The sequence below is a fragment of the Pseudoalteromonas holothuriae genome (genome assembly GCF_945859825.1).
Classification (GTDB): domain Bacteria; phylum Pseudomonadota; class Gammaproteobacteria; order Enterobacterales; family Alteromonadaceae; genus Pseudoalteromonas; species Pseudoalteromonas holothuriae.
On sequence record NZ_CAMAPC010000010.1, the window covers coordinates 50008 to 74645 of the forward strand.

At 40.6% G+C, this 24638-nt stretch carries 22 protein-coding genes; 15 read left to right on the forward strand and 7 right to left on the reverse strand.

Annotated features, from left to right (window positions below; genetic code table 11):
- Positions 1 to 5: 5 nt before the first annotated feature.
- Positions 6 to 512, reverse strand: a complete 507-nt coding sequence (locus tag OCI93_RS13150) for a DUF2062 domain-containing protein (RefSeq protein ID WP_261593477.1) — start codon at positions 510 to 512, stop codon at positions 6 to 8.
- A 63-nt stretch (positions 513 to 575) separates the two neighbouring features.
- Between OCI93_RS13150 and OCI93_RS13155 the strand changes: the two genes are divergently transcribed.
- The 6 genes from OCI93_RS13155 (at position 576) to tcdA (ending at position 7302) form a co-directional block, all read left to right on the forward strand.
- A complete protein-coding gene (locus OCI93_RS13155; RefSeq protein WP_410007635.1) occupies positions 576 to 2759 on the forward strand; it encodes a DNA internalization-related competence protein ComEC/Rec2 in 2184 nt (727 codons plus the stop codon).
- A 135-nt stretch (positions 2760 to 2894) separates the two neighbouring features.
- Entirely contained in the window at positions 2895 to 4631 is a 1737-nt protein-coding gene (msbA, locus tag OCI93_RS13160; protein ID WP_261626582.1) for a lipid A export permease/ATP-binding protein MsbA, read from the forward strand.
- A gap of 1 nt (position 4632) precedes the next feature.
- Positions 4633 to 5607, forward strand: coding sequence for a tetraacyldisaccharide 4'-kinase (gene lpxK, locus OCI93_RS13165; protein ID WP_261626583.1), 975 nt, complete (start codon positions 4633 to 4635; stop codon positions 5605 to 5607).
- A complete protein-coding gene (locus OCI93_RS13170; protein ID WP_261593481.1) occupies positions 5597 to 5794 on the forward strand; it encodes a Trm112 family protein in 198 nt (65 codons plus the stop codon). The genes lpxK and OCI93_RS13170 overlap by 11 nt, the downstream gene beginning before the upstream one ends.
- 46 nt (positions 5795 to 5840) lie before the next feature.
- A complete protein-coding gene (locus tag OCI93_RS13175) occupies positions 5841 to 6506 on the forward strand; it encodes a TIGR01621 family pseudouridine synthase (protein WP_261626584.1) in 666 nt (221 codons plus the stop codon).
- A 1-nt stretch (position 6507) separates the two neighbouring features.
- A complete protein-coding gene (gene tcdA, locus OCI93_RS13180; protein ID WP_261593483.1) occupies positions 6508 to 7302 on the forward strand; it encodes a tRNA cyclic N6-threonylcarbamoyladenosine(37) synthase TcdA in 795 nt (264 codons plus the stop codon).
- Positions 7303 to 7589: 287 nt separating this feature from the next.
- Here tcdA and OCI93_RS13185 read toward each other — a convergent pair whose 3' ends face one another.
- From OCI93_RS13185 to OCI93_RS13195, 3 genes are all read right to left on the reverse strand, one after another.
- Complete coding sequence (locus tag OCI93_RS13185; protein ID WP_261593484.1) at positions 7590 to 7997, reverse strand: SufE family protein; 408 nt, start codon at positions 7995 to 7997, stop codon at positions 7590 to 7592.
- 5 nt (positions 7998 to 8002) lie between these two features.
- Positions 8003 to 9220 (reverse strand): aminotransferase class V-fold PLP-dependent enzyme, encoded by a 1218-nt coding sequence (locus OCI93_RS13190; protein WP_261593485.1) that lies wholly within the window; start codon positions 9218 to 9220, stop codon positions 8003 to 8005.
- A 103-nt stretch (positions 9221 to 9323) separates the two neighbouring features.
- Positions 9324 to 10610 carry a citrate synthase gene (locus tag OCI93_RS13195; RefSeq protein WP_261593486.1) on the reverse strand — a complete coding sequence of 429 codons (1287 nt, stop codon included), beginning with the start codon at positions 10608 to 10610 and terminating at the stop codon, positions 9324 to 9326.
- A gap of 398 nt (positions 10611 to 11008) precedes the next feature.
- Between OCI93_RS13195 and sdhC the strand changes: the two genes are divergently transcribed.
- The 8 genes from sdhC (at position 11009) to sucD (ending at position 20843) form a co-directional block, all read left to right on the forward strand.
- Positions 11009 to 11386, forward strand: coding sequence for a succinate dehydrogenase, cytochrome b556 subunit (sdhC, locus tag OCI93_RS13200; protein WP_261626614.1), 378 nt, complete (start codon positions 11009 to 11011; stop codon positions 11384 to 11386).
- Positions 11377 to 11724, forward strand: coding sequence for a succinate dehydrogenase, hydrophobic membrane anchor protein (sdhD, locus tag OCI93_RS13205; protein ID WP_261593487.1), 348 nt, complete (start codon positions 11377 to 11379; stop codon positions 11722 to 11724). The genes sdhC and sdhD overlap by 10 nt, the downstream gene beginning before the upstream one ends.
- On the forward strand, positions 11725 to 13497 hold the full coding sequence (gene sdhA / locus OCI93_RS13210; protein WP_261593488.1) for a succinate dehydrogenase flavoprotein subunit: 1773 nt from the start codon (positions 11725 to 11727) through the stop codon (positions 13495 to 13497).
- A gap of 10 nt (positions 13498 to 13507) precedes the next feature.
- Entirely contained in the window at positions 13508 to 14227 is a 720-nt protein-coding gene (locus OCI93_RS13215; protein ID WP_261593489.1) for a succinate dehydrogenase iron-sulfur subunit, read from the forward strand.
- An 81-nt stretch (positions 14228 to 14308) separates the two neighbouring features.
- Complete coding sequence (gene sucA / locus OCI93_RS13220) at positions 14309 to 17122, forward strand: 2-oxoglutarate dehydrogenase E1 component (RefSeq protein ID WP_261626585.1); 2814 nt, start codon at positions 14309 to 14311, stop codon at positions 17120 to 17122.
- Positions 17123 to 17132: 10 nt separating this feature from the next.
- Entirely contained in the window at positions 17133 to 18626 is a 1494-nt protein-coding gene (gene odhB / locus OCI93_RS13225; protein WP_261626586.1) for a 2-oxoglutarate dehydrogenase complex dihydrolipoyllysine-residue succinyltransferase, read from the forward strand.
- 178 nt (positions 18627 to 18804) lie between these two features.
- Complete coding sequence (sucC, locus tag OCI93_RS13230; RefSeq protein ID WP_261593492.1) at positions 18805 to 19971, forward strand: ADP-forming succinate--CoA ligase subunit beta; 1167 nt, start codon at positions 18805 to 18807, stop codon at positions 19969 to 19971.
- Positions 19971 to 20843, forward strand: a complete 873-nt coding sequence (sucD, locus tag OCI93_RS13235) for a succinate--CoA ligase subunit alpha (protein ID WP_261593493.1) — start codon at positions 19971 to 19973, stop codon at positions 20841 to 20843. The genes sucC and sucD overlap by 1 nt, the downstream gene beginning before the upstream one ends.
- A gap of 359 nt (positions 20844 to 21202) precedes the next feature.
- Here sucD and OCI93_RS13240 read toward each other — a convergent pair whose 3' ends face one another.
- Positions 21203 to 21976, reverse strand: coding sequence for a substrate-binding periplasmic protein (locus OCI93_RS13240; protein ID WP_261593494.1), 774 nt, complete (start codon positions 21974 to 21976; stop codon positions 21203 to 21205).
- 181 nt (positions 21977 to 22157) lie between these two features.
- Here OCI93_RS13240 and OCI93_RS13245 point away from each other — a divergent pair, with 181 nt between their 5' ends.
- On the forward strand, positions 22158 to 23051 hold the full coding sequence (locus OCI93_RS13245) for a DMT family transporter (RefSeq protein ID WP_261593495.1): 894 nt from the start codon (positions 22158 to 22160) through the stop codon (positions 23049 to 23051).
- 49 nt (positions 23052 to 23100) lie between these two features.
- Here the strand turns inward: OCI93_RS13245 and OCI93_RS13250 are convergent, their stop codons facing one another.
- Positions 23101 to 24084: a 2-hydroxyacid dehydrogenase gene (locus OCI93_RS13250; protein ID WP_261626615.1), complete on the reverse strand. Its 984-nt coding sequence runs from the start codon at positions 24082 to 24084 to the stop codon at positions 23101 to 23103.
- Entirely contained in the window at positions 24050 to 24565 is a 516-nt protein-coding gene (locus OCI93_RS13255) for a glutathione peroxidase (RefSeq protein ID WP_261593496.1), read from the reverse strand. The genes OCI93_RS13250 and OCI93_RS13255 overlap by 35 nt, the downstream gene beginning before the upstream one ends.
- Positions 24566 to 24638 lie beyond the last annotated feature (73 nt).

Below are 24638 nucleotides of genomic sequence, written 5' to 3' on the forward strand. Positions count from 1 at the left end.
GTTTATTACTGACCGCGGGAGGACCAAGCCTTGTTAACTGAACGTCGCCATAAGTAGTCAATCCCAAAGTAACCGATTATTGCAGCAACACTGGCACAGATGAGTGAGCCGACTATGAAAGCCGGGCCTATAGTTGTGATACTTTGTGTAAGCCATTCCCAGCTGGCTTCAAAATGAAAAGGCTGGGTTTCTTGTCCTAAGGCAAATACGCCAACGATATAGGAGCAGTAGAAAATAGGCGGCATAGTTAGTGGGTTTGTTAACCAAACTAATGCAACGGACAGTGGTAAATTAACGCGAAATGGAATCGCGAAAGCAGCAGCTAGCACCATTTGAAAAGGAACAGGGATGAATGCGAAGAATAACCCGACAGAAAATGCCCCACGAGCGGAACGGCGGTTTAAATGCCATAAATTGGCATCATGTAGTAAACGACCAAAAATCTTGAGTGACTTTTGCTGTTTGATCTTATTGTGATCGGGTAAAAATCGTTGGATCGTCTTCTTAGCCATTTTGTGCAACCATATACTTCAATTCTCTTAGGGTGTGGGTTTTGTTTAGGCTGCATAGTCACCATGTTTTATTTTGGTCGGTGGCAATTTTACTGCAGCTTACTCTTCCTATTGATCATCGCGTGTTATTTTAAGCCGTTTTGGCTTTTATTGTTAGGTTTTATTTTCGCTATTTTTTCAGTTTCGGTACATTATAGGCTGTTTTACCAACAAATTCCTTTAGGGAGTGATAAATTACAAACAGTACTCATCAAAGGTGAAGTCGAAAGAGTACTTTCTAAAGGGTATTTACGCATTAAGCTTACACAACTAGATAGTAAGGTAATACCTTGGTATAAATCTATATTCGCAAATATAGCAGTTAAACTCGACAACGAGTCGCTTAACGTTGGTACTTGCTTTACAGCAACTGCTAAGCTGAAACCATATAGAAGTCGAAAAAATTTCGACAGCTTTGATAGTGAACTATATGCGTTTACGAAAAACCTTCATTTTAAAGGCAAGCTAGTTGCTTTTGAGGTGTCTCCTTCTCGATCTATGACTTGGATTTCCTCCTACCGGACTTGGTTGTGGCCGCATTTGGAAAAATATGAGTTATCTTGGCTTTACTACACCTTGCTAAGTGGCGACAGGTCAAAAACGAACTACGAAAATACCCAGCTAATGCAACGCTTAGGTCTGAGCCATATGCTGGCAATATCTGGGTTACATGTAGGTATTATTTATGGATTATGTTTTTACATGGCGCAATGGCTATTGTTTAGCTGTGCTTTGTGTGGCTGTAAGTTTAATCAATTATACGATGTAAACCGATACTACGCCGCGATTGGTTTACTTGGTAGTGCAGTGTATGTATTGCTAAGTGGTTTGAGCGTGTCGGCGCTTAGAGCATTATTAATGCTTATCGTTTTAGTGATTGCATATATTTTTGATAAACGCGTGATTAACTATAGAACTTTGTTATTTGCTTTGTGTGGTGTGCTGTTATTTGACCCCTTTTCTTTACTCAATCCTGGGTTATATTTTTCGTTCATTGCGGTGTATAGTATTTTTACGTTTGTACGGATTTTTATTCATCAACTAGGTGTAGAACGCTTTATAACGCAACTTATTATTCTACAACTGATATTAGGCGTTGTCTTAGCGCCCTTGAGTAGTTTTTTCTTTTATGGCGTAAGTGTTTCGTCTTTATTGACAAACATCGTGTTCATACCACTTTTAACATTTGCATTACTACCGGCTTTATTGATTCTATTGCCTCTATTAGGGTTGGGTATTAGCGATAGTTGGTTTCTGTTGTTAGATGGTTTTTTCAGTTGGTTATTGCAATTATTTAGCAATAACCTGCTGACTATAGGTTGGTTGCCAACACAACCCTTTGAGTTTTCTTATTTAATCGCGTGCTATTTGGCATTACTATTAGTCATGCATGTTAAAATCTGGCGCATGATTGCGTGCTTGCCTCTATTAATAAGTGCAGGGTATGCACTTATGCAACCTAGAGTACATTGGCAAATGGACGTATTTGATGTAGGTCATGGCACTGCTGTATTGATAACGTCACAAAAACAGGCTGTGCTCTATGATCTGGGTGCAAAGTATTTTGATCGATTTTCTATTTTTGAACGTGTTATTAAGCCTTATATTGAGCGCAATAAAATTATCTTATCTCATGTAGTTTTGAGTCATCAAGATAATGATCATGTTGGTGGCATAGATGAGTTAATCAATTTTGCAGGCAAGGCACCTTTGCGAGCGTTTCACAATGAAATGCCAGATTCGCTGTGTAATATAACGCGCTTAAACTTTGCTGGTGCATTGAGTGTGGAATCAATTTGGCCAACGCAAATGATGTCTAGCAAAAACAATAATTCATGTGTTGTTAAGATTACTGATGGACGTTTTTCAGTTTTGCTTGCCGGTGATATTGAGTATTTAGCTGAGCAGTGGTTAGTTAAACAGTCAAGAAAAAGCTTACAGAGTGATATTTTACTTGTGCCGCATCATGGGAGTAGAACGTCATCGAGTGAAGAGTTCATTGCAGCAGTTAAACCTAAGCTTGCTATTTATTCTCGTAGCTATTATTCAATTTGGCGTTTGCCACACTCTGAGGTAGTTGCACGCTATACAAATGTTGATGTTAGGCAACTTGATACAGCAATTGACGGACATATTCGTATAAAGATAACTCAACAGGGGCTGTTAGTAGAGTCTGCTAGAGAAAACTACCATTATTGGTTCTTATAAGTGTACAGAGAATACTCCATAGATTAGGTATTTAATTACTTTTTGCTTCAAGATGAGAGCTTTGGCAACATTGCATTTTGTTTTTGGTCACTGCACAAGTACAATAAGCGGGGTTTTCAAAAGCAGAGAGTTTTTATGCAGCACAGTGCCAAACAAGTCTACAAGCGGCTATTAAAGTATACATTTGACTTTAAAATGGTTGCGATCTTTTCAGTCGTGGGCATGTTGGGCTATGCGGCAATGGATGCATTATTTATTAAACTCATGCAACCATTTATTGATGAAGGACTAACGCAACGAAACAGTGAAGTGTTGACGTGGGCACCTGTGGTGGTGATAGTACTGGTACTTGGCCGTGGTGTATTTAACTATATGGCGTCATACTGCTTAAGTTATTTAGGTTCTCAAGTGGTACAAAGGCTTAGACAACAATTGTTTGAGCATATGCTATTTCTATCCGTATCTTTTCATGATCAGCACTCAAATGGCGATATGATCTCAAAGATCACCTTTGATACTGAGCAAGTGCAGCAAGCTATTACACGAGCGTTACAAGTCATGATCCGAGAAGGTGCATTTGTTGTTTTCCTATTGGTAGTGATGTTTGATGCTAGTTGGCAACTGTCATCTATATTTTTAGTGATTGTTCCCCTTGTGGCTGTCATTGTTAATGTTGTTTCTAAACGTTTCAGAACAATTTCCAAGAATATTCAAGATGCAATGGGTGAGGTAACAAGAGGTTCTGAGCAAATGTTGTCAGGGCATAAAGTAATCCATGGTTTTGAAGGTCACAACAAAGAAATAGGACGCTTTGCAAAGGTTAATAATCACAATCGCCAACAAAGAGTGAAAATGGACGCAACACGTGCATTGAGTGTATCTGTTATTCAAATTTTAGCGGCCAGTGCAATGGCCCTAATTTTGGCGATAATTGCCATGCCATCGATGATAGATACGATCACCTCCGGTACTTTTGTTGCGCTTTTATCGTCGATGATGATGATGCTTAGACCACTTAAGCAGCTTGCTAATGTGAATGGAGAATTACAGCGTGGTATCGCCGCTGCGCAAAGTATTTTTGAAATTTTAGACACTCCAACTGAAGCAGATACTGGTACTTTAGCTATCACATCTTGTCGGGGCGAGCTTGAAATAAACAACGTAACGTTTTGTTACCCAAACAAACAAGAGCCTGTTATTCGAGATCTATCTTTACATATCAAACCTGGACAAAGCATTGCGCTTGTAGGACGTTCTGGCTCCGGTAAATCGACTGTATCTAATTTATTACCGAGGTTTTATGATATAGAAATGGGCGAGATTTTACTCGATGGACATGCTATACAACAGTACAAGTTAAAAGACTTGCGTCGGCAATTTTCTGTTGTATCACAACAAGTGGTGCTGTTTAACGACACCATTGCCAATAACATCATGTATGGGTTGGATGAACCCTTGTTACCTGAGCAGTTAGAAGAAGTTGCTAAACAGGCCCATGTGTGGGAGTTCGTTAAGGACTTACCTGAAGGTCTTGAGACCATGGTAGGTGAAAATGGTGTAATGCTCTCTGGCGGACAAAGACAGCGTATTGCCATAGCAAGGGCGCTTGTTAAAAATGCACCTATTTTGATTTTAGATGAGGCCACTTCAGCACTTGATACTGAATCTGAAAGGCTTATTCAAGGCGCACTAGATAGCTTGATGGCAGATAAGACCTCTATTGTCATAGCGCATAGGCTATCAACAATAGAAAAATCAGATAGGATATATGTTCTTGAACAAGGGCAAGTTATTGAGCAAGGTACACACCAATCACTGCTTGAGTCTGGCGGAACCTACGCTGCATTGTGCCAAATGCAACATGGGGCATAATATGATTGAAAAAAGCTGGTACCAAGCAAAAAGCTTGTTAACGTTCATATTGTTACCATTGAGCGCCGTTTTTTGGTTGGTTAGTACGCTTCGTCGATGGAGCTTTTCTGCTGGGCTGAGAAAAAGATTCCATGCGCATGTACCCATAATTATTGTTGGCAATATTGGTATTGGTGGTAATGGTAAAACGCCATTTGTATTATGGCTTGTGCCTTATTTACAGCTGCTAGGCTTAAAAGTAGCGGTAATTAGTAGAGGATATGGCTCTGAAGCGCTTAATTATCCATATGAAGTCACAAAAGCAAGTTCAGTCAAAGAGGCGGGGGATGAGCCATTTTTACTGGCATCAAGGCTGAATTGCCCGATTGTAATTGGTGCAGATAGGCATGCGAGTTGTATGCATATCAAAAAGCGCTATGAGGTAGATATCATTATCTCAGATGATGGGCTACAGCATTATAAAATGTACCGTGAAATAGAACTATGTGTTGTGGATGCAAGGCGTCGATTCGGCAATGGTTGTTTGTTGCCGGCAGGCCCACTTAGAGAGTTGCCAAGTAGGTTAAACTCTGTTGATTTGGTGATTGAAAATGGTGGTAATGCCCAAATAAGCTATCAACTTGCCCATACAGGTATTTATCGGGTAATAAATGGCTCTGAAGCTACAGTCTACCCGCATAATGGCATTGCGATTAGTGCCATTGGCAACCCTGAGCGTTTTGAAAAAAGTTTAACAGAGCAAGGTATTACTTTAGAGAGTACACATCATTTTCGAGATCACCATGCATATAGTGCAAGTGACTTTGCATTATTTGGCAATACCCCTATTTTTATGACAGAAAAAGACGCAGTTAAATGTCAGGCGTTTGCTAAAGACAACTGGTACTATTTGAAAGTTGATGCGCAGCCTAGTGACGCGTTGCAATCACAATTAAAGCAGATTTTAAAACAAAAAGAGATTTATCATGGCGTTTGATAGAAAACTATTAGAAATTTTGGCATGTCCTGTATGTAAGGGAAAGTTGCAATACGATAAAGAAAATAGTGAATTAATTAGTACCGCTGCAAAGCTGGCATACCCTATTCGTGAAGATATTCCGGTGCTGCTTGAAGATGAAGCGCGAGAGCTTAGCGCTGATGAAATTGAAAAGTGGCATGGTTAACAGCACGATGCTAGTTATTCTAATAACAGAAAATGCGTTATTTTAAATGGCTGATATTGTATTAATCGCAGATGAGCCAGACTTTGTTGTTGCCTACAAACAAGTTGGTGTGAGTTTTCATAGCGAAAGTGATATTGGCTTTGTTGTGCAACTTGAAAAGCAATTAGGTATTAAGCTTTATGCAGTACACCGATTAGACAAAGTAACATCAGGGATAATTATTTTAGCAAAGTCTAGTAAGGCTGCTAATGCATTAAGTCAGTTATTCGCTAATCGGCAAATTGATAAAGCGTATATTGCTTTAGTTTCTGAGAAACCAAAGAAAAAGCAAGGCTGGATAAAAGGTGATATGGCAAAGTCGCGTCGTGGGGCTTACAAACTTTTAAAATCCACTGATAACCCGGCAATAACTCGATTTTACAGTTTAAGCCTAGAGCCTGGGGTTAGGGCATGCATTTTAAAACCATTTACAGGTAAAACACACCAACTTAGAGTCGCCTTAAAAAGTTTATCTTCACCTATTTTAGGTGATGAGCTTTATGGTGGAGTACCAAGTGATAGGGTTTATTTACACGCTTATGCTTTGCGTTTTTCTTGGCAAAATGAAGTGAAATGTTATTTTTCAAAGCCTCAACCGATGGGGCAGTTTTCAATATTATTAGATCACGAAGCTTTTGCTAAATGGCAAAACCCGTGGCAGTTAGAGTGGTAGTATGACACAACAGCAAACCCAATTACGTTTTGGTGGCATTGGCAGACTATATGGTGAGCAACAATTGCAATGGTTAAGCGAGGCTAACTTTTGTGTTGTTGGTATAGGTGGAGTAGGTAGTTGGGTTGCAGAAGCATTGGCACGTAGCGGTGTTGGTCGGATTTGTTTAGTGGATTTAGACGATATTTGTGTAACCAATGTGAATCGTCAAATTCATGCATTATCATCTTCAATTGGTGAACAAAAAATTGAAGCTATGCAAGATAGGCTCAAGCAAATTAACCCAAACTGTAATATACAGTTAATTGATGACTTTATTACCTTAGATAACATCATTGAGCATATTAATGGCTTTGATTATGTGATTGACTGTATTGATGCAGTAAAAGAAAAAGCAGCGTTAATTGCGCATTGTAAGAGAAATAAAATTCCAGTGATCACCACTGGAGGCGCTGGTGGCCAGACTGATCCCAGTCAAATTCAATTTGGTGATGTAGCGAAAACCACGCAAGACCCTTTACTTGCTAAAGTTCGTTATATTCTGCGCAAAAATTACAATTATTCGACAAACCCAAAGCGCAAATTTGGTGTCGATTGCGTTTATTCTACCGAACAACTGGTTTACCCAACTGACAGCGGCGAAGTATGTATGGCAAAGCAACAAGCTGATGGCAGTAAAAACATGGATTGTGCAACAGGATTTGGCTCTGCGACTATGGTAACGGGTACGTTTGGTTTTTTTGCAGCAGCGAAAGCTATTCGTAAATACTTGGATAAAAAGGCAAAAGTAGTATAAGTCTAAAAGTTGATAAAGTTAAAAATGATTTAATTTACTTTACATTAGGTTGCTTTTAACGCAGTGAATGAGTCATTTAGCTCGCTAGAATGATCAATTTTTTAATAAAATTGGTCTTATACATTGATTTTGTTCATGATATCGAATAGTCAAAAATAGTAGCTGTTCATGCGTTTTCATATTATTTAGCTTTTAAGTGATGTCAGTTAAGGCCTTTAGAGCTGTGTTATTTATGGTAAAAGGTTATTCAATACATCGATAAGAGAAGTCGATGTATTGAAAGAGAGTTAAACCCACTGTAAGGCTATTGTTTGAATTCTGTCTACGATGGCTTTGATACCGTTACCTCTTGAAGGGCTCAGATGCTTTATTAATCCCAGTGATTCAAATTCTTGATATGCATCTATTTTGGCAGCTTGTGTGGGAGTTTTACTATTGTATAAAGAAAGTACGATAGCTAATAAGCCTTTAACGATACGCGTATCAGAGTCGCCAACCAGCAGCATATGTTGTTGTGATTCATCCAATTCAACATGAAGCCACACATTACTTTCACACCCTTTTACTTGTGCTTGCTCTGTTTTCAAAGCATTTGGTAGGTTAGGGAGCTGCTTACCTAGCAACATGATTTCACGATAACTTTGTTGCCAGCTTGAGGTGCTGGTCAACTTATCGTGGATCTCCTGATATGTCACAAATACTATCCTTCTATCAATTGAATACAGTTATTTAAGGCACTGATAAACCTATCAATATCGGTATGGTTGTTATAAAACGCCAAGCTAACTCGAATTGTACCATTGAGATTGAGTGCTTGCATGAGTGGCTGAGTACAATGGTGGCCGCTGCGAACAGCAACGCCATAACTGTTAAGTAGCATTGCTAAGTCATAGTGATGCTCTGACTTAAAAGTAAAACTGATAGTACCAATATTATTGTCTAAATCACCATATAGCTTAACGCCTTTAATAGCTGACAAGTGTTCGAGCAAGTATTTGAACAAACTTTGTTCATATTTATGCATGGCAGAAAAGTTGATATTACTGAGGTAATCTATTGCTGCTCCAAAGCCTAAAACGGCAGATATATTAGGCGTTCCCGGTTCAAATTTAGCAGGAGCCTGTCTAAACGTTGTTTGATCAAAGGTAACCGTTTCAATCATTTCTCCACCAGTTTGATATACAGGGAGAGCGTTTAATTGTTCATACTTACCAAATAATATTCCTAGGCCCGTTGGGCCAAGTGCCTTGTGTGCCGAGAGCACATAAAAGTCGCAATCTAGCTGGCGAAGGTTAGGTCGTAAGTGCAAAAAAGCCTGTGCTCCGTCAATTATTGTTGTTGCACCTATTTTTTTTGCCTGTGCGATAAAGACTTGTACATCGAGTATGTTACCTAATGTATTTGATGCATGTGTGCAGGCAAATATTTTCGGTTGCCATTTCTGTATTTGTGCTAATACGTTGTTTGTGCAAATTATTCCTTGATCATTAACTGGGATCACTTTGAGTTTGGCACCTGTTCGTTGCGCGAGCTGTTGCCATGGTACAATATTCGCGTGGTGCTCCAGTGCGGTAATCAAAATAACATCGTCGTATCGCAATTGATTAGTTAAACCCGATGCAACAAGGTTAATGCTATGCGTTGCGCCACTGGTCCAAACTAATTCTGTTGCAAAAACACCAAGAAACTGAGCCAGCTTTTCACGCACACCTTCATACTGAGATGTCACTCGCTCACTGAGTGTGTGTAAACCTCTATGTACATTTGCATTGTTTTTTGAGTAAAAATGATTGATTTCATTTATTACCACCTGAGGCTTTTGGCTGGTAGCACCTGAATCTAGATAGACTAAAGGATTACCTTCTATGCTCTGGTTTAGCGTTACAAAGTCATTTCTTAGCTGCGCAATATCGCTCATGCATAAGTCCTCAGATTTAAAGAGCGGAGATTTTAAATATATTCTGAGATAAAGCCAATAAAAAAGGCCGCATTAGGCGGCCTTAAAGCAAATTAAAGTGAACTTATCTCTGCGTTGTGGCTTTATAGTCGCGTTTTGCGTAGCCTGTGTACAACTGACGAGGACGACCAATTTTGTGACCTGCTTGAGATAACATTTCATCCCAATGAGAGATCCAACCAACAGTACGTGACATCGCGAAAATAACGGTAAACATACTAGTAGGAATACCAATTGCTTTCAAAATGATACCTGAGTAGAAATCTACGTTAGGGTAAAGCTTCTTCTCGATGAAGTATGGGTCTTCAAGTGCGATCTGCTCTAGACGCATTGCTACATCTAACAATGGATCTTTAATGTTTAACTCTTTCAATACTTCATGGCACGTTTGACGCATGACTGTTGCGCGAGGATCGAAGTTTTTATAAACACGGTGACCAAAGCCCATAAGACGGAATGGGTCATTCTTGTCTTTTGCTTTAGCTACGTATTCGTCGATACGATCTAGCGAACCGATTTCTTCTAACATGTTCAAACATGCTTCGTTAGCACCACCATGTGCTGGGCCCCATAATGATGCGATACCTGCTGCGATACAAGCATAAGGATTAGCACCTGAAGAGCCAGCTAAGCGAACTGTAGATGTTGATGCATTTTGTTCGTGATCTGCATGAAGCATAAAGATTTTGTCCATTGCTTTTGCAAGAATGGGGTTAACTTTATATTCTTCAGCTGGGACCGAAAACATCATGTGAAGGAAGTTTTCTGCATAGCTCAAGTCATTGCGAGGATAAACAAATGGCTGACCAACGTTATATTTGTAAGCCATTGCCGCGATGGTAGGTAACTTAGCAATTAAGCGAACCGCACTGCGGTGACGTTGTTCAGAATCAGAGATATCCAAGTCGTCATGGTAAAAAGATGACAAAGCACCTACCACACCACAAAGCATTGCCATTGGGTGTGAATCTACGCGGAAGCCTTGGAAGAATACCGCGATTTTTTCATGCAACATCGTGTTGCGTGTGATCTCATCTGCAAATTCAGCATGCTGTTCAGCTGTCGGTAACTCACCGTTAAGTAAAAGATAACAAAGTTCGATGTAGTTAGAGTTGTCTGCTAGCTGTTCAATTGGGTAGCCACGATGTAATAGTACGCCTTTCCCGCCGTCAATGTAGGTGATAGATGACTCGCACGAACCGGTAGACATAAAACCTGGGTCATAAGTGAAGTGGCCATGAGCGCCTAGTGTGCGAACATCTATTACGTCTTGGCCTGCTGTGCCTGAGTAAATTGGAAGCTCGATTGGATCGTGACCTTCAATATGTACAGTGGCTTTCTTATCTGCCATCTATTTATCTCCTATGAAATAACAATTCTGATTGTTATGTTGTGATACTAATGTTAAGCAAATTCCGATCATTTTAACGTAAAAATAGGGTAGAAAGTCAATTTTTCTAAGAATTATGCAAATATGTATAATAAATATTCTATCAAGATTAAATATTATACCATTGGCTAATTCGCAACCGTCTCAATCTAAACAAGAATTGTAAAAGCGCGCATGGCCTTATATACTGTAAAAGGTTTTATACCGTATCGTCTGTGGGTAAACCTATTTTTACGAAAAATGATCTTTTTTTTGGAAAAACAGGTTTATTTAGAGTGTGCCATTTGTACATGGGTGCAAATGGGTTTTATAACAACAAGTAGATGAGCTCCTTTATGGGGCAAGATGGGCAAGTAACTGTGAAAAAGCAAAGACCTGTAAATCTAGATCTTACGACTATATCTATGCCGGCAACGGCTAAAGCGTCAATTCTGCACCGTGTAACTGGGGTAGCCTTGTTCTTCGCTTTAACTTTTGTCATTTGGGCTTGGTCTGAGTCTCTTTCTTCTCCTGAAGGTTTTGAATTTGTGAGGGGCCTATTCACTGGCTTTATTGCAAAGTTCATTGCGTGGGGCACCGTCAGTGTGTTGGCATACCACTTAATCGTTGGTATCCGCCATATGATCCAAGACATGGGTCATTGGGAAGAATTAGAGTCGGGCAATAGCAGCGCTATAATTGCAATTTCACTTTCTGTGATAGCAGCAATTTTAGCAGGAGTGTGGATATGGTCTTAAATCAAGCAACTCTCAAGCGTGATGGCGTACAAGATTACGTTTCACTACGCACAACCGCATTAGTAATTGCAGCATATGCAGTATTTATTGTTGGTTATTTACTTCTAACACCAGAACTTACATACGAAGCGTGGCAGGGTTTATTTTCAAACTTAGCTGTTAAAGCTGCAACAATCGTTACATTAGTTTGCATCATGGTGCATACACGTATCGGTCTTTGGCAAGTATTAACAGACTACGTAAAGTGCTCAACCATGCGTTCTGTGCTTGGCTTTGTATTAAACCTAATGGCTCTTGCTTACGTAGCAATTGGTCTGTTTGTTCTGTGGGGTGTTTAAGTGAAATACAATACTCGTGAATTTGATGCTGTTGTAATTGGTGCGGGCGGTGCTGGTATGCGTGCAGCGCTTGCGATTTCTGAATCAGGTAAAACTTGTGCGTTGATTTCAAAAGTTTTCCCTACTCGTTCTCATACTGTATCTGCGCAAGGTGGTATTACCGTTGCGTTAGGTAATTCTCATGAAGATAATTGGGAATGGCACATGTATGATACGGTTAAAGGGTCTGACTTTATTGGTGACCAAGACGCAATTGAATACATGTGTCAAACTGGCCCAGAAGCAATTACCGAATTAGAAAACATGGGTTTACCTTTTTCTCGTTTTGAAAATGGCCGTGTTTATCAACGTCCTTTCGGTGGTCAATCGAAAAACTTTGGTGGTGAACAAGCGGCACGTACTGCTGCGGCTGCAGACCGTACTGGTCATGCATTGCTTCATTGCCTATACCAACAGAACGTTAAAAACAAAACTAACGTGTTTTCTGAATGGTATGCATTAGATTTGGTTAAAAACGACAACGGTGATGTTGTTGGCTGTACTGCGATTGATATTGAATCAGGTGAAGTTACTTTCTTCAAGTCTAAAGCTGTTGTATTAGCAACGGGTGGTGCAGGGCGTATCTTTGCTTCTACGACCAATGCTCATATCAACACCGGTGATGGTGTAGGTATGGCAACACGTGCTGGCATCGCAATGCAAGACATGGAAATGTGGCAGTTCCACCCTACGGGTATTGCAGGGGCTGGTACGCTAGTAACTGAAGGTTGTCGTGGCGAAGGTGGCTATCTGTTGAACAAAGACGGTGAGCGTTTCATGGAGCGTTATGCACCAAATGCTAAAGACTTAGCTTCACGCGATGTTGTTGCTCGTTCAATGATGACAGAAATTCGTGAAGGGCGTGGTTGTGATGGTCCTTGGGGTCCTCACCTTAAGCTTAAGCTTGATCATTTGGGTGAAGAAACACTTAACCTTCGTCTGCCAGGCGTATGTGATTTGTCGAAGACATTCGCACACGTTGACCCAGCCAAAGAGCCAATTCCTGTGATACCAACGTGCCACTACATGATGGGTGGTGTACCAACTAACGTTAATGGTCAGGTATTGAGTGTAGACGAAAACGGTAATAATAAGTTAGTTGAAGGCCTATTTGCCGTAGGTGAGATTGCATGTGTATCTGTACACGGTGCCAACCGTCTTGGTGGTAACTCATTGCTAGACTTAGTTGTATTCGGTCGTGCAGCTGGTAACTTCTTGGGTCAGTACCTTGCTCAAGCAGAAGTGTCAAAGCAAGCAACAAGCGATGATATTGATGCAGCGTTTGCTCGCTTTAATCGCTGGGAAAATTCAAGTAAAGGTCAAGGCGAAGATCCGGTTCAAATCAAAAAAGATTTACAACAATGCATGCAGCTTAACTTCTCGGTATTCCGAGAAGGAGACTCAATGTCTGAGGGTCTACAGCAACTTAAAGAAATTCGCGAGCGGCTTCAGCACGCGCGTCTTGATGATAAGTCAACAGAATTTAATACACAGCGTATTGAATGCTTAGAGCTTGATAATTTGATGGAAACAGCCTATTCAACAGCGGTTGCAGCAAACTTCCGTCAAGAAAGCCGTGGTGCTCACTCTCGCTTTGATTACCCTGAACGTGATGATGAAAACTGGCTATGTCATACGGTTTATAACCCTGTGACGGAAAGTATGAGTAAGCGTGAAGTAAACTACGCGCCTAAGACTCGTGAAGCATTCCCACCTAAAGCACGTACTTACTAGGAGCACAGCGATGGCAACTTTAGAATTTTCTGTTTATCGTTACAATCCTGATGTGGATAATGCACCACACATGCAGGATTACACGCTAGAAGTAGAAGAAGGTCGTGACATGATGGTGTTGGACGCACTTTTACTCTTAAAAGAGCAAGATCCAACCCTATCTTTTCGCCGCTCTTGTCGTGAGGGCGTATGTGGGTCTGACGGAGTAAACATGAATGGCAAAAACGGCCTTGCATGTATTACCCCTCTTTCTGCATTGCAAAAAAATGGCAAAGGTAAAATTATTTTGCGTCCACTACCCGGTTTACCGGTAGTGCGTGACTTGGTAATTGATATGAGTCAGTTCTACACTCAATATGAAAAGGTGAAACCTTTCTTAATTAATGATAAGCCAACTGGTGGTGAAGAGCGTCTTCAAACAATCGAAGAGCGTGAAGAGCTAGATGGGTTATATGAGTGTATTTTATGTGCGTGTTGTTCAACGTCTTGTCCATCGTTTTGGTGGAATCCAGATAAGTTCATCGGTCCAGCTGGCCTTTTGCATGCGTATCGCTTCTTAGCTGATACTCGTGATACAGCAACTGAAGAACGCCTGGCAGATCTTGATGATGCGTTCAGCGTATTCCGCTGTCACGGTATAATGAACTGTGTTAGCGTATGTCCAAAAGGCTTGAATCCAACTAAAGCCATTGGTCAGATTAAATCTATGTTGTTAAATCGTTCGGTTTAATACATATTTAAATCCTTAGATGGCATGCGGCGCATGCCATCTTGTTAATTAAATTTCTGCGCTAGAGAAAAGGGCTAATAAATGCACGAAGGTGTGATGAAGGCATGGCTAGAATCTTCGCATTTGTACGGCGGAAACGTAGCTTATGTAGAAGAGCTGTATGAAGCGTATCTTGATGATGCGACTTCAGTGCCAGAAGAATGGCGGGAAGTGTTTGATCAACTACCTAAAGTTGATGGAGTGGATGTTGATGTTAAACATTCGCAAGTAAGGGAGCAGTTTGCTGACCTTGCGAAAAACAAACATAGAGAAGTAGTGGTTGCAGCGGATAGCTCGTCTGACGCGAAGCAGGTCAAAGTACTGCAACTGATAAACGCATTTAGGTTTAGAGGCCACCAAAATGCCAACTTAGACCCACTTGGTCTTTGGAAACGTGAACGAGTTCGAGATTTAGAGCTTGATTATCACGACCTAACCGATGCGGATTTAGAAAAAGAATATAACGTTGGCTCTTTCGCAGGTGGCAAAGAGACAATGAAGCTAAAAGACTTATACTCAGCGTTAAAAACCACTTATGGTGGTTCTGTTGGCGCGGAATATATGCACATCACTTCTACTGAAGAAAAACGTTGGTTACAGCAACGCTTAGAATCAACCTTCTCCAAGCCTCAATTTAGCAAAGAAACAAAACTACGCATTCTGAAAGGCCTCACAGCAGTAGATGGTTTAGAAAAGTATTTAGGTGCAAAATTCCCTGGTGCCAAGAGATTCTCTCTTGAAGGTGGCGATGCATTAGTACCGATGCTTAAAGAGCTAATTCACCGAGCTGGTGAAAGTGGTCAAGAAGAAGCTGTCATTGGTATGGCGCACCGTGGTCGCTTAAACGTACTAGTCAATGTGTTGGGTAAAAACCCGCAGGAGCTATTTGACGAGTTTGCTGGTAAATATGGCGAATCAGCTGGCTCTGGTGATGTTAAATATCACATGGGCTTCTCATCTGATTTTGCCACGCAAGGTGGTGACGTCCATATGGCGTTAGCGTTTAATCCGTCCCACTTAGAAATTGTTAACCCAGTAGTCATGGGTTCAGTACGGGCGCGTTTAGACCGTTTAGGATGTAAAACGGGGTCAAAAGCACTGCCAATTACGATTCATGGCGATTCTGCAATTGCAGGCCAAGGTGTTGTTCAAGAAACCTTCAACTTATCACAAACACGTGCATTTGGTGTTGGCGGTACAATTCGAATTGTCGTCAATAACCAAGTGGGCTTTACGACTTCTAAACAAGAAGATGTACGTTCTACAGACTACTGTACTGATATTGCTAAGATGGTTCAGGCACCTATTTTCCATGTCAATTCAGATGACCCAGAAGCAGTTGCTTTTGTAACTCAGCTTGCACTTGATTTTCGTAATCAGTTCCGTCGCGATGTGGTAATTGATTTAGTTTGTTACCGTCGACACGGTCACAACGAAGCTGATGAACCAAACGCAACGCAGCCGTTGATGTATCAGAAAATTAAAAAACACCCAGTACCACGTCAGCTTTATACTGATCAGTTAGTGTCTGAAGGTGTTATTTCAGCGGATGATGCTAAAAAACTGGCTAACGATTACCGTAATGGCTTAGATAATGGCGAATGTGTAGTAGAAGAAATAAAATCAGATACTAAGCATTCCTCAGATTGGTCTAAGTTTGTGGGTCACGATTGGGATGTTGAATACGATCCAAAACTGTCAGTTGAAAAATTAAAAGACTTAGCGGATAAAGTGTCAACCTATCCAGAGTCGCATAAAGCGCAATCTCGTGTTAAGAAAATATACGATGACCGTAAAGCAATGGCAAAAGGTGACAAGCAACTTGACTGGGGGATGGCAGAAACATTAGCCTATGCGACTTTGGTGGACGAAGGTGTTGATATTCGTATGACCGGTCAAGATTCTGGCCGAGGTACTTTTTTCCACCGCCATGCAGTTGTGCATAATCAGGCAGATGGCTCTACCTATCTACCATTGCAGGATATTGGCCAAGAGCAAGGTGCATTTGAAGTATACGATTCAGTATTATCTGAAGAAGCTGTACTAGCATTTGAATATGGTTATGCAACGGCAGAGCCGACTTCTTTAGTACTTTGGGAAGCTCAATTTGGAGACTTTGCTAACGGTGCTCAGGTTGTATTTGACCAATTTTTAAGCTCAGGTGAGCAAAAGTGGGGTCGTTTATGTGGCCTGACTATGTTGTTACCTCATGGCTATGAAGGTCAAGGTCCAGAGCATAGCTCTGCTCGTTTAGAGCGTTACTTACAGTTGTGTGCTGATCACAATATGCAAGTGTGTGTGCCTTCAACACCTGCACAGGTTTATGCTATGTTGCGTCGTCAGTCGGTTCGTCCGTTGCGTCGTCCACTAATTGTTATGACGCCAAAATCATTACTTCGCCACCCGTTAGCTGTTTCATCCATTGAAGAGCTAGCACAAGGCACATTCCACAATATGATTGATGAAGTAGATGATCTCGATCCGGCTAACGTTGAACGAGTGGTGTTCTGTAGCGGTAAAGTATATTACGAGTTATTGCAAGAACGTCGAAAACTTGAGTTAAATAATGTCGCTATTGTGCGTGTGGAGCAATTATATCCGTTCCCGCATCAGGAAATGGACGAAATTATGGCTCGTTACCAGCACGTAAAAGATTTTGTATGGTGTCAAGAAGAACCACAAAACCAAGGTGCTTGGTATTGTTCGCAGCACCATTTCTGGGATGCAATTCCAGCGGGCGCGAACCTAACTTATGCTGGCCGTAAAGCCTCGGCAGCACCTGCGTGTGGCTATATGTCAACACATACTAAAGAACAAAACGCGTTAGTTGCTGACGCATTAACAATTAAAAAGTAAGGGATAAGAGATGACAACCGAAATTAAGGTTCCTGTTCTTCCTGAGTCAGTTGCAGATGCTACAGTAGCAACTTGGCACGTTAGCGTTGGTGATACAGTAACTCGTGACCAAAACCTAGTTGATATTGAAACAGACAAAGTTGTGCTTGAAGTAGTTGCGCCTGAAGATGGCGTGATCACTGAAATTACACAAGCAGATGGTGCAACGGTTTTAGGTGAACAAGTTATTGCAATTCTAGGCGCGGGTGAGCAAGCTAGCGCACCAGCTCAGTCAAATGATCAACCAGCAGCGTCTTCATCGGCGCCAGCAGCAGAAGGTAAAGAAGTGGACATTAAAGTACCTGTACTTCCAGAGTCAGTAGCGGATGCTACAATCGCAACTTGGCATGTGCAACCAGGTGAAGCAGTAAGCCGTGACCAAAACCTAGTTGATATTGAAACTGATAAAGTTGTTTTAGAGGTTGTTGCACCAGAAGACGGTGTAATGGGTGAACACGTGCACGCAGAAGGCGACACGGTATTAGGTGAGCAAGTGATTGGTAAAATCACAGCAGGTGGTGCACCAGCTGCATCATCAGAAGCCAAAGTTGACGCAGCACCGCAAGCGTCTTCAGATGAGAGCTCAGATGTATTGACGCCATCTGTACGTCGTCTAATTGCAGAAAAAGGCCTAGATGCGTCTAAGATTAAAGGTACAGGTAAGGGCGGTCGTATTACCAAAGAAGATGTTGATACATTCTTAAAAGCTCCGGCTGCTAAGCCGGCAGCAGCAGCGTCTTCTACACCTGCTGCACCTTTGGGTGAGCGTACACAAAAGCGTGTACCAATGACGCGTCTTCGTAAGACGATTGCCAACCGTCTACTTGAAGCTAAAAACTCAACAGCAATGTTAACAACGTTCAACGAAGTGAACATGAAACCAATCATGGATCTTCGTAAGCAATATCAAGAAGTGTTTGAAAAACGCCATGGTATTCGCCTAGGCTTTATGTCTTTTTATGTGAAAGCAGTAACGGAAGCACTTAAGCGTTTCCCTGATGTAAACGCATCAATTGATGGTGATGATATCGTTTATCACAACTATTTTGATATTAGTATTGCAGTGTCAACACCACGCGGTCTAGTAACACCTGTATTGCGTGATTGTGACAAATTATCTGTTGCTGAAATTGAAAAAAGCATCCGCGAGCTCGCGCTTAAAGGTCGCGATGGTAAGTTAACTGTTGAAGATATGACTGGTGGTAACTTTACTATTACTAACGGTGGTGTGTTTGGTTCGTTACTATCAACACCTATCATTAATTTGCCTCAGTCTTCAATCTTGGGCATGCACAAAATTCAAGAACGTCCAATGGCGGTAAATGGCAAAGTAGAAATCTTGCCTATGATGTATTTGGCACTAAGCTATGACCACCGTCAAATTGATGGTAAGGAATCTGTAGGTTTCTTAGTTACGATTAAAGACTTATTAGAAGACCCGACACGTTTATTACTAGACGTTTAATCGTAATTGATTAGATATTAAGCTGTATGTTTGTTCATACAGCTTTTTTTTTGCGCCTTTGGTCTAACTAGGGTTTTCATCGTAAGCCTTGGGATCTATACTAGGAGCGCAATTTGGGATAGCTGATTATTTGCATAAATATTCAGCTTTTTTAGTATAAGAAATTGGATAAAGCATCATGAATTTGCATGAGTATCAGGCAAAACAACTATTTGCCGACTATGGTTTGCCAGTATCTGAGGGGTTCGCTTGTGATACACCTCAGGAAGCGGTAGAAGCAGCTGCTAAAATTGGCGGCGACAAATGGGTAGTTAAATGTCAAGTACACGCCGGTGGCCGTGGTAAAGCAGGTGGTGTTAAGCTTGCTGATAGCAAAGAAGAAATTCGCGCATTTGCTGAAAACTGGTTAGGTAAAAACTTAGTAACTTACCAAACGGACGAAAAAGGTCAGCCAGTCGCTAAAATTTTAGTAGAAAGCTGCACAGATATCGCGAACGAATTATACCTAGGTGCTGTTGTAGACCGTGCAACACGTAAAGTTGTGTTCATGGCGTCTACTGAAGGCGGTGTTGAAATTGAAACCGTTGCAGAAGAAACACCAGAGCTAATCCATAAAGCTGAAATTGATCCTCTAGTTGGCCCACAGGCTTACCAAGGTCGTGAGCTAGGCTTCAAGCTAGGTCTAAACCCAGTACAAATTAAACAATTTGTTAAGATCTTCATGGGTCTTGCAAATATGTTTAACAACCATGATTTCGCATTACTAGAGATCAATCCACTAGTAATCACTGATGAAGGTAACCTTCACTGTCTTGATGGTAAAATCGGTGTAGACGGTAATGCATTATTCCGTCAGCCTAAGATCCGTGAGTTTCACGATCCATCACAAGAAGATGCGCGTGAAGCCCACGCAGCAAGCTTCGAGCTTAACTACGTTGCACTAGATGGTAACGTAGGTTGTATGGTTAACGGTGCAGGCCTAGCGATGGGTACTATGGATATCGTAAACCTACATGGCGGCAAGCCAGCTAACTTCTTAGATGTTGGTGGCGGCGCAACAAAAGAGCGTGTAGCTGAAGCATTCAAGATTATCCTATCTGATGACAATGTTAAAGCAGTGCTAGTTAACATCTTCGGTGGTATTGTACGTTGTGACATGATTGCAGAAGGTATTATCGGTGCAGTTAAAGAAGTTGGCGTTCAAGTGCCAGTAGTAGTACGCTTAGAAGGTACTAATGCTGAACTAGGTCGTGAAGTTTTAGCTAACTCAGACCTTGACATTATCGCTGCAGAATCACTAACAGATGCTGCACAGAAAGTTGTTGCTGCTGCGGAGGGCAAATAATGTCTGTATTAATTAATAAAGAGACTAAAGTAATTTGTCAGGGTTTCACTGGCGGTCAAGGTACTTTCCACTCTGAGCAAGCTATCCAGTATGGTACGCAGATGGTTGGTGGTGTGTCTCCTGGTAAAGGCGGTCAAACTCACTTAGGTCTTCCTGTATTTAACACAGTACGTGATGCGGTAGAAGAAACAGGCGCAACGGCATCGGTTATCTATGTACCAGCAGCTTTTTGTAAAGATGCAATTTTAGAAGCAATCGATGCTGGCATCGAGCTTATCGTTTGTATCACTGAAGGCATTCCAACGCTTGATATGGTTGACGTTAAAGTTAAGCTTGATCAAACGGGTGTGCGCATGATTGGTCCTAACTGCCCTGGTGTTATCACTCCGGGTGAAACCAAAATTGGTATCATGCCTGGCCATATCCATAAACCTGGTAAAGTAGGCATTGTTTCTCGCTCTGGTACGTTAACGTATGAAGCGGTTAAGCAAACTACAGATGCAGGTTTCGGTCAGTCTTCATGTGTTGGTATCGGTGGTGACCCAATTCCTGGTACTAACTTTATTGACGTACTAGAAATGTTCCAAAACGACCCTCAAACAGAAGCAATCGTGATGATTGGTGAAATTGGTGGTACTGCGGAAGAAGAAGCAGCTGAGTACATCAAAGCGAACGTGACAAAGCCTGTCGTTTCTTACATTGCTGGTGTAACTGCACCAGAAGGTAAGCGTATGGGGCACGCAGGTGCGATTATCGCAGGTGGTAAAGGTACAGCAGACGAGAAGTTTGCAGCTCTTGAAGCCGCAGGTGTTAAAACTGTGCGTTCTCTTGCAGATATAGGTGTTGCACTAAAAGAAAAAGCAGGTTGGTAATAACCGCTTAACTTCAAAGCAAATACTAAATGCCAGTCTATATGACTGGCATTTTTCATTATGGGCTTTTAATTTATTATACTTATTGCATTAAATAAATGACCAGATATTGCAACTGAAAAATGGCTTAATAATCGGGCAAAAACTTCGGTATATAGTTATTCAACATGAGCCATTTAGCTGGCTAAAATGATTAATGTTTTAATAAATGGTTTTATTTCCGGTTGTTATTTTGCAAGAGCGATAGCATGGTAGGAGTGACTTTGATTGTTTTGCGTGATTAAATTAAGATACTTTTGCTTATATTCTGCTGGCCATAGAGCGCCACCGTTAGCATGAAATTTTTTGCAGTCGTAAAGCTAATATTGAATATAGCTTTGAACTAGTTCATCAATTGTTGGTTGTAATTGGGTAATTGCCCAATTAACTTGTTTTAACAAATCTTTATTAGTAGGACTCTTTTTAATTATAAAATGTACTTGGTTGTCATGAACTATATATGGCCATGGCTTGATGTCTTTATAGCCCTTAGTTCTTTTAATATAAAGGCCAGAAATAATGTCATCTACAATAAAGTCGACGCGTTTTTTCAGGAGCATGTCTGCTCTGCGGTCTGAACTTGAAATTTTTACAAATTGATTTTGGTATTTTGGCAGCGTGCTTAGTTTAGCGATCTCTTTGCCATAAAATGAACCGATACTGAGGCCAATTATCTTTTGTTTGTCTAATAGCTCAGATAAACTCTTAATTGGGTAAGCGTCTAAATAACTGAAAAGTCTCATTTTTTCATATCTATATGGTTTTGAAAAATAGCCAAATTGTGCCCTTTGCTCTGTATAGCTAACCATTACAGCTACATCAATATCTCCATTTTCTATTTGCTCTAAGGCACGTGCACTTGATGGTAAGCGAACATATTTAACACAAATATCAATCGAGTCGAATATAATTTTTGCAATTTCAATATCTAAGCCATGTGCTTTGCCTTGGTAAAAATAAGTCAGAGGAGGCCAATCAGCAACCAATCCGAGCTGAACAGTTTGAGAACAGCTTTGATGTGCATAACCTTTTGTTATATATGTTAAAATATATATTAAAGCTATTTTTGATAACGACAGCAAAATTATTTCCAATGATCTTGTATCTTATTAAATTTAGTCAAGTTTGAAAAATTTAAATAACTTTAGTGAATATTTTTGCTGAGTATATTTTCAGGTAAGAATCGGATGATGAAAATTTTATTATCTCATCCACAGTTATTTGCATTTAAAAATCAGCACTGCATAATTGCTCAAAAAATTAAAAGCGTCTTTTATGCATCTAGGAATTGGTGAAGTAGCAGCGTTATTTGCTGCTCTAGTGTGGGCAAGTTCAACATTACTGTACAAGCGCTTCAGTCATAGTTTATCGCCCTTGCAACTTAATGTTAGTAAGGGGGTTCTAGCAGGGTTGATGATGCTTATTGCTGTTATCATTACTCAGGATTGGCAAATACCTGAATTTAAGGAAAGTTGGTATTGGTTAATTGCCAGCGGCATTATTGGTATAGCGATTGGAGACAGCGCTTACTTTGCTGCCCTAAGAAATATTGGGCCAGCAAGAACGTTAATTGTCGAGTCATTTGCCCCGGTTATTGCTGGTATACTGAATATTGTAATATTGGGAAGTTATTTATCTTTACAGGCATGGTTTGGTATTTTACTTACAATAATAGGTGTTTTGATAGCGCTTAAACCTAAGCACATTCTACCCCAAATTGAACGCGGTATTTATTATAAGGGCGTATTATTTGCCTTGTTAGCTGCTTTTTGCCAAGCTACTGGTATGGTAATGTCTAAGGGTGCGATGAACATTGAACAAACAAGTAGTCTATGGGCTGCGTTAATTCGTCTATTCAGTGGTACTTTTTGTGTCGCTATTATTGTTGCTTGTTTGAAAGAGCATAATCTTAAACAGTCCATTAGATTGCATAATGTCGAAGGGAAGACTTGGTTATTTATAGCGGTATTTTTTGGGACGTTCATTGGCTTATGGTTGCAGCTTTTATCGGTTAAGCACACCGACCCTGCAATTGCTCAAACCGTTTTTGCTACGGCCCCTTTGATGGTTATGACACTTGGCCTTATTAAAAATGAACCTATAACTGCAAACATGGTAGGTGGTGGAGTTTTGGCTTTTGTTGGTGTTGGGGCATTGTTACTTGGCTAGCCTTTTGCGAGTGATGCAATTGTTTATACCAATTGCATCACCAGATGGATTACCTAACTTGGTTAGTAAGCTCTGAACGCCTATCCAATGCCTCTTGTAAATTAAACAGTGTTACATTAGCAATCTGCTCTAGTGCTTCTTGAGTAAAAAAACCTTGGTGGCCTGTGATTAATACATTGGGAAAGCTCACAAGACGAGAAAATACGTCATCTTGAATAATTTCGTCACTACGGTTTTTAAAGAATAGCTCTGATTCTTGTTCATATACATCGAGCCCTAAATAACCTAATGTACTGTTTTTTAAGGCACGAATACAAGCTTTTGTATCTATGAGCGCGCCACGGCTAGTGTTAATCAGCATAACACCGGGTTTCATTTTATTAAATGCATTATCATTTATCATATGGTGAGTTGCTTCACTTAACGGGCAGTTCAAACTGATGATATCACTTTGTTCTAGCAGCATATCCAAAGAGGATAAAGTGTATGAGCCTTCACCAATATTTGGATCGTAAACGAGTATATTGGCTCCAAAACCATTCAAAATAGCAATTAACGCTTGACCTATCTTTCCTGCTCCTATTACCCCAATTGTTTTGTTGTGCAGGTTAAAGCCTAGTAAACCATTTAAATCAAAGTTATCTTCTCGAACTCGATTGTACGCTTTATGTGTTTTACGACTTAGTGTTAGCATTAATGCAATACAGTGCTCAGCAACCGCTTCGGGGCTGTAAGCTGGTACTCTAACAACTTTAATGCCCAGTGCTTGAGCTGTTTTAATATCAACATTATTAAAGCCTGCGCAGCGTAATGCGAGCGTCTGAATACCTGACTCAGCTAGTTCTGTTAGTACAGTTTTATTTAAAGTATCATTTACAAAAGCACAGACTGCATCAAAACCTTGGCATAGCGCAGTAGTTTGCTCGTTCAGTGACTCACTGAAGTAGCTCAACTCTATTTGAGGATGATCTTTTAATGCCTCTGAAAAAAAAGGCTTTTCATAATTTTGCGAACTGAATAGGGCTACTTTCATCATTTATTTGGCTCTCAATGACCGGTTTTAAAGTATCTGGTTTTGTCCTTGGTGCATACCGAGAAACCAGCTCTCCCTGTGAGTTTACTAAAAACTTGGTAAAGTTCCATTTAATTGCACGGTTCTGGGCAATTCCCCTAGTATTTGATTTCAAATAATTAAATAGAGGATGTGCATCAGGGCCGTTCACTTGTACTTTATCACATACCATAAAGCTTAAGCCAAAATGACTTTTGTAAAATTCATTTAACATAGCGCCTTCTAGCGGTTCATTTCGGCCAAACTGATTGCATGGGAAGGCCAAAATTTCAAATCCGTAGTTTCTGTACTGTCGATATAGTTTTTCTAAAGCACTCAGTTGTGCAGCAAAACTACACTTGCTGGCGATATTGACGATCAGCAAGGTTTTCCCCTGCATTTGCTTCAGTGCGAGCGTTTCGCCATTAATTAGTTTGACACTGTAGCGATGTATTGTTTCCAAAGCTTAGACTCCTTGCCCGCTAAATCTACTGTTAAGATATTTCATAATTCATTCGTGTTTTTCATTTGCTATA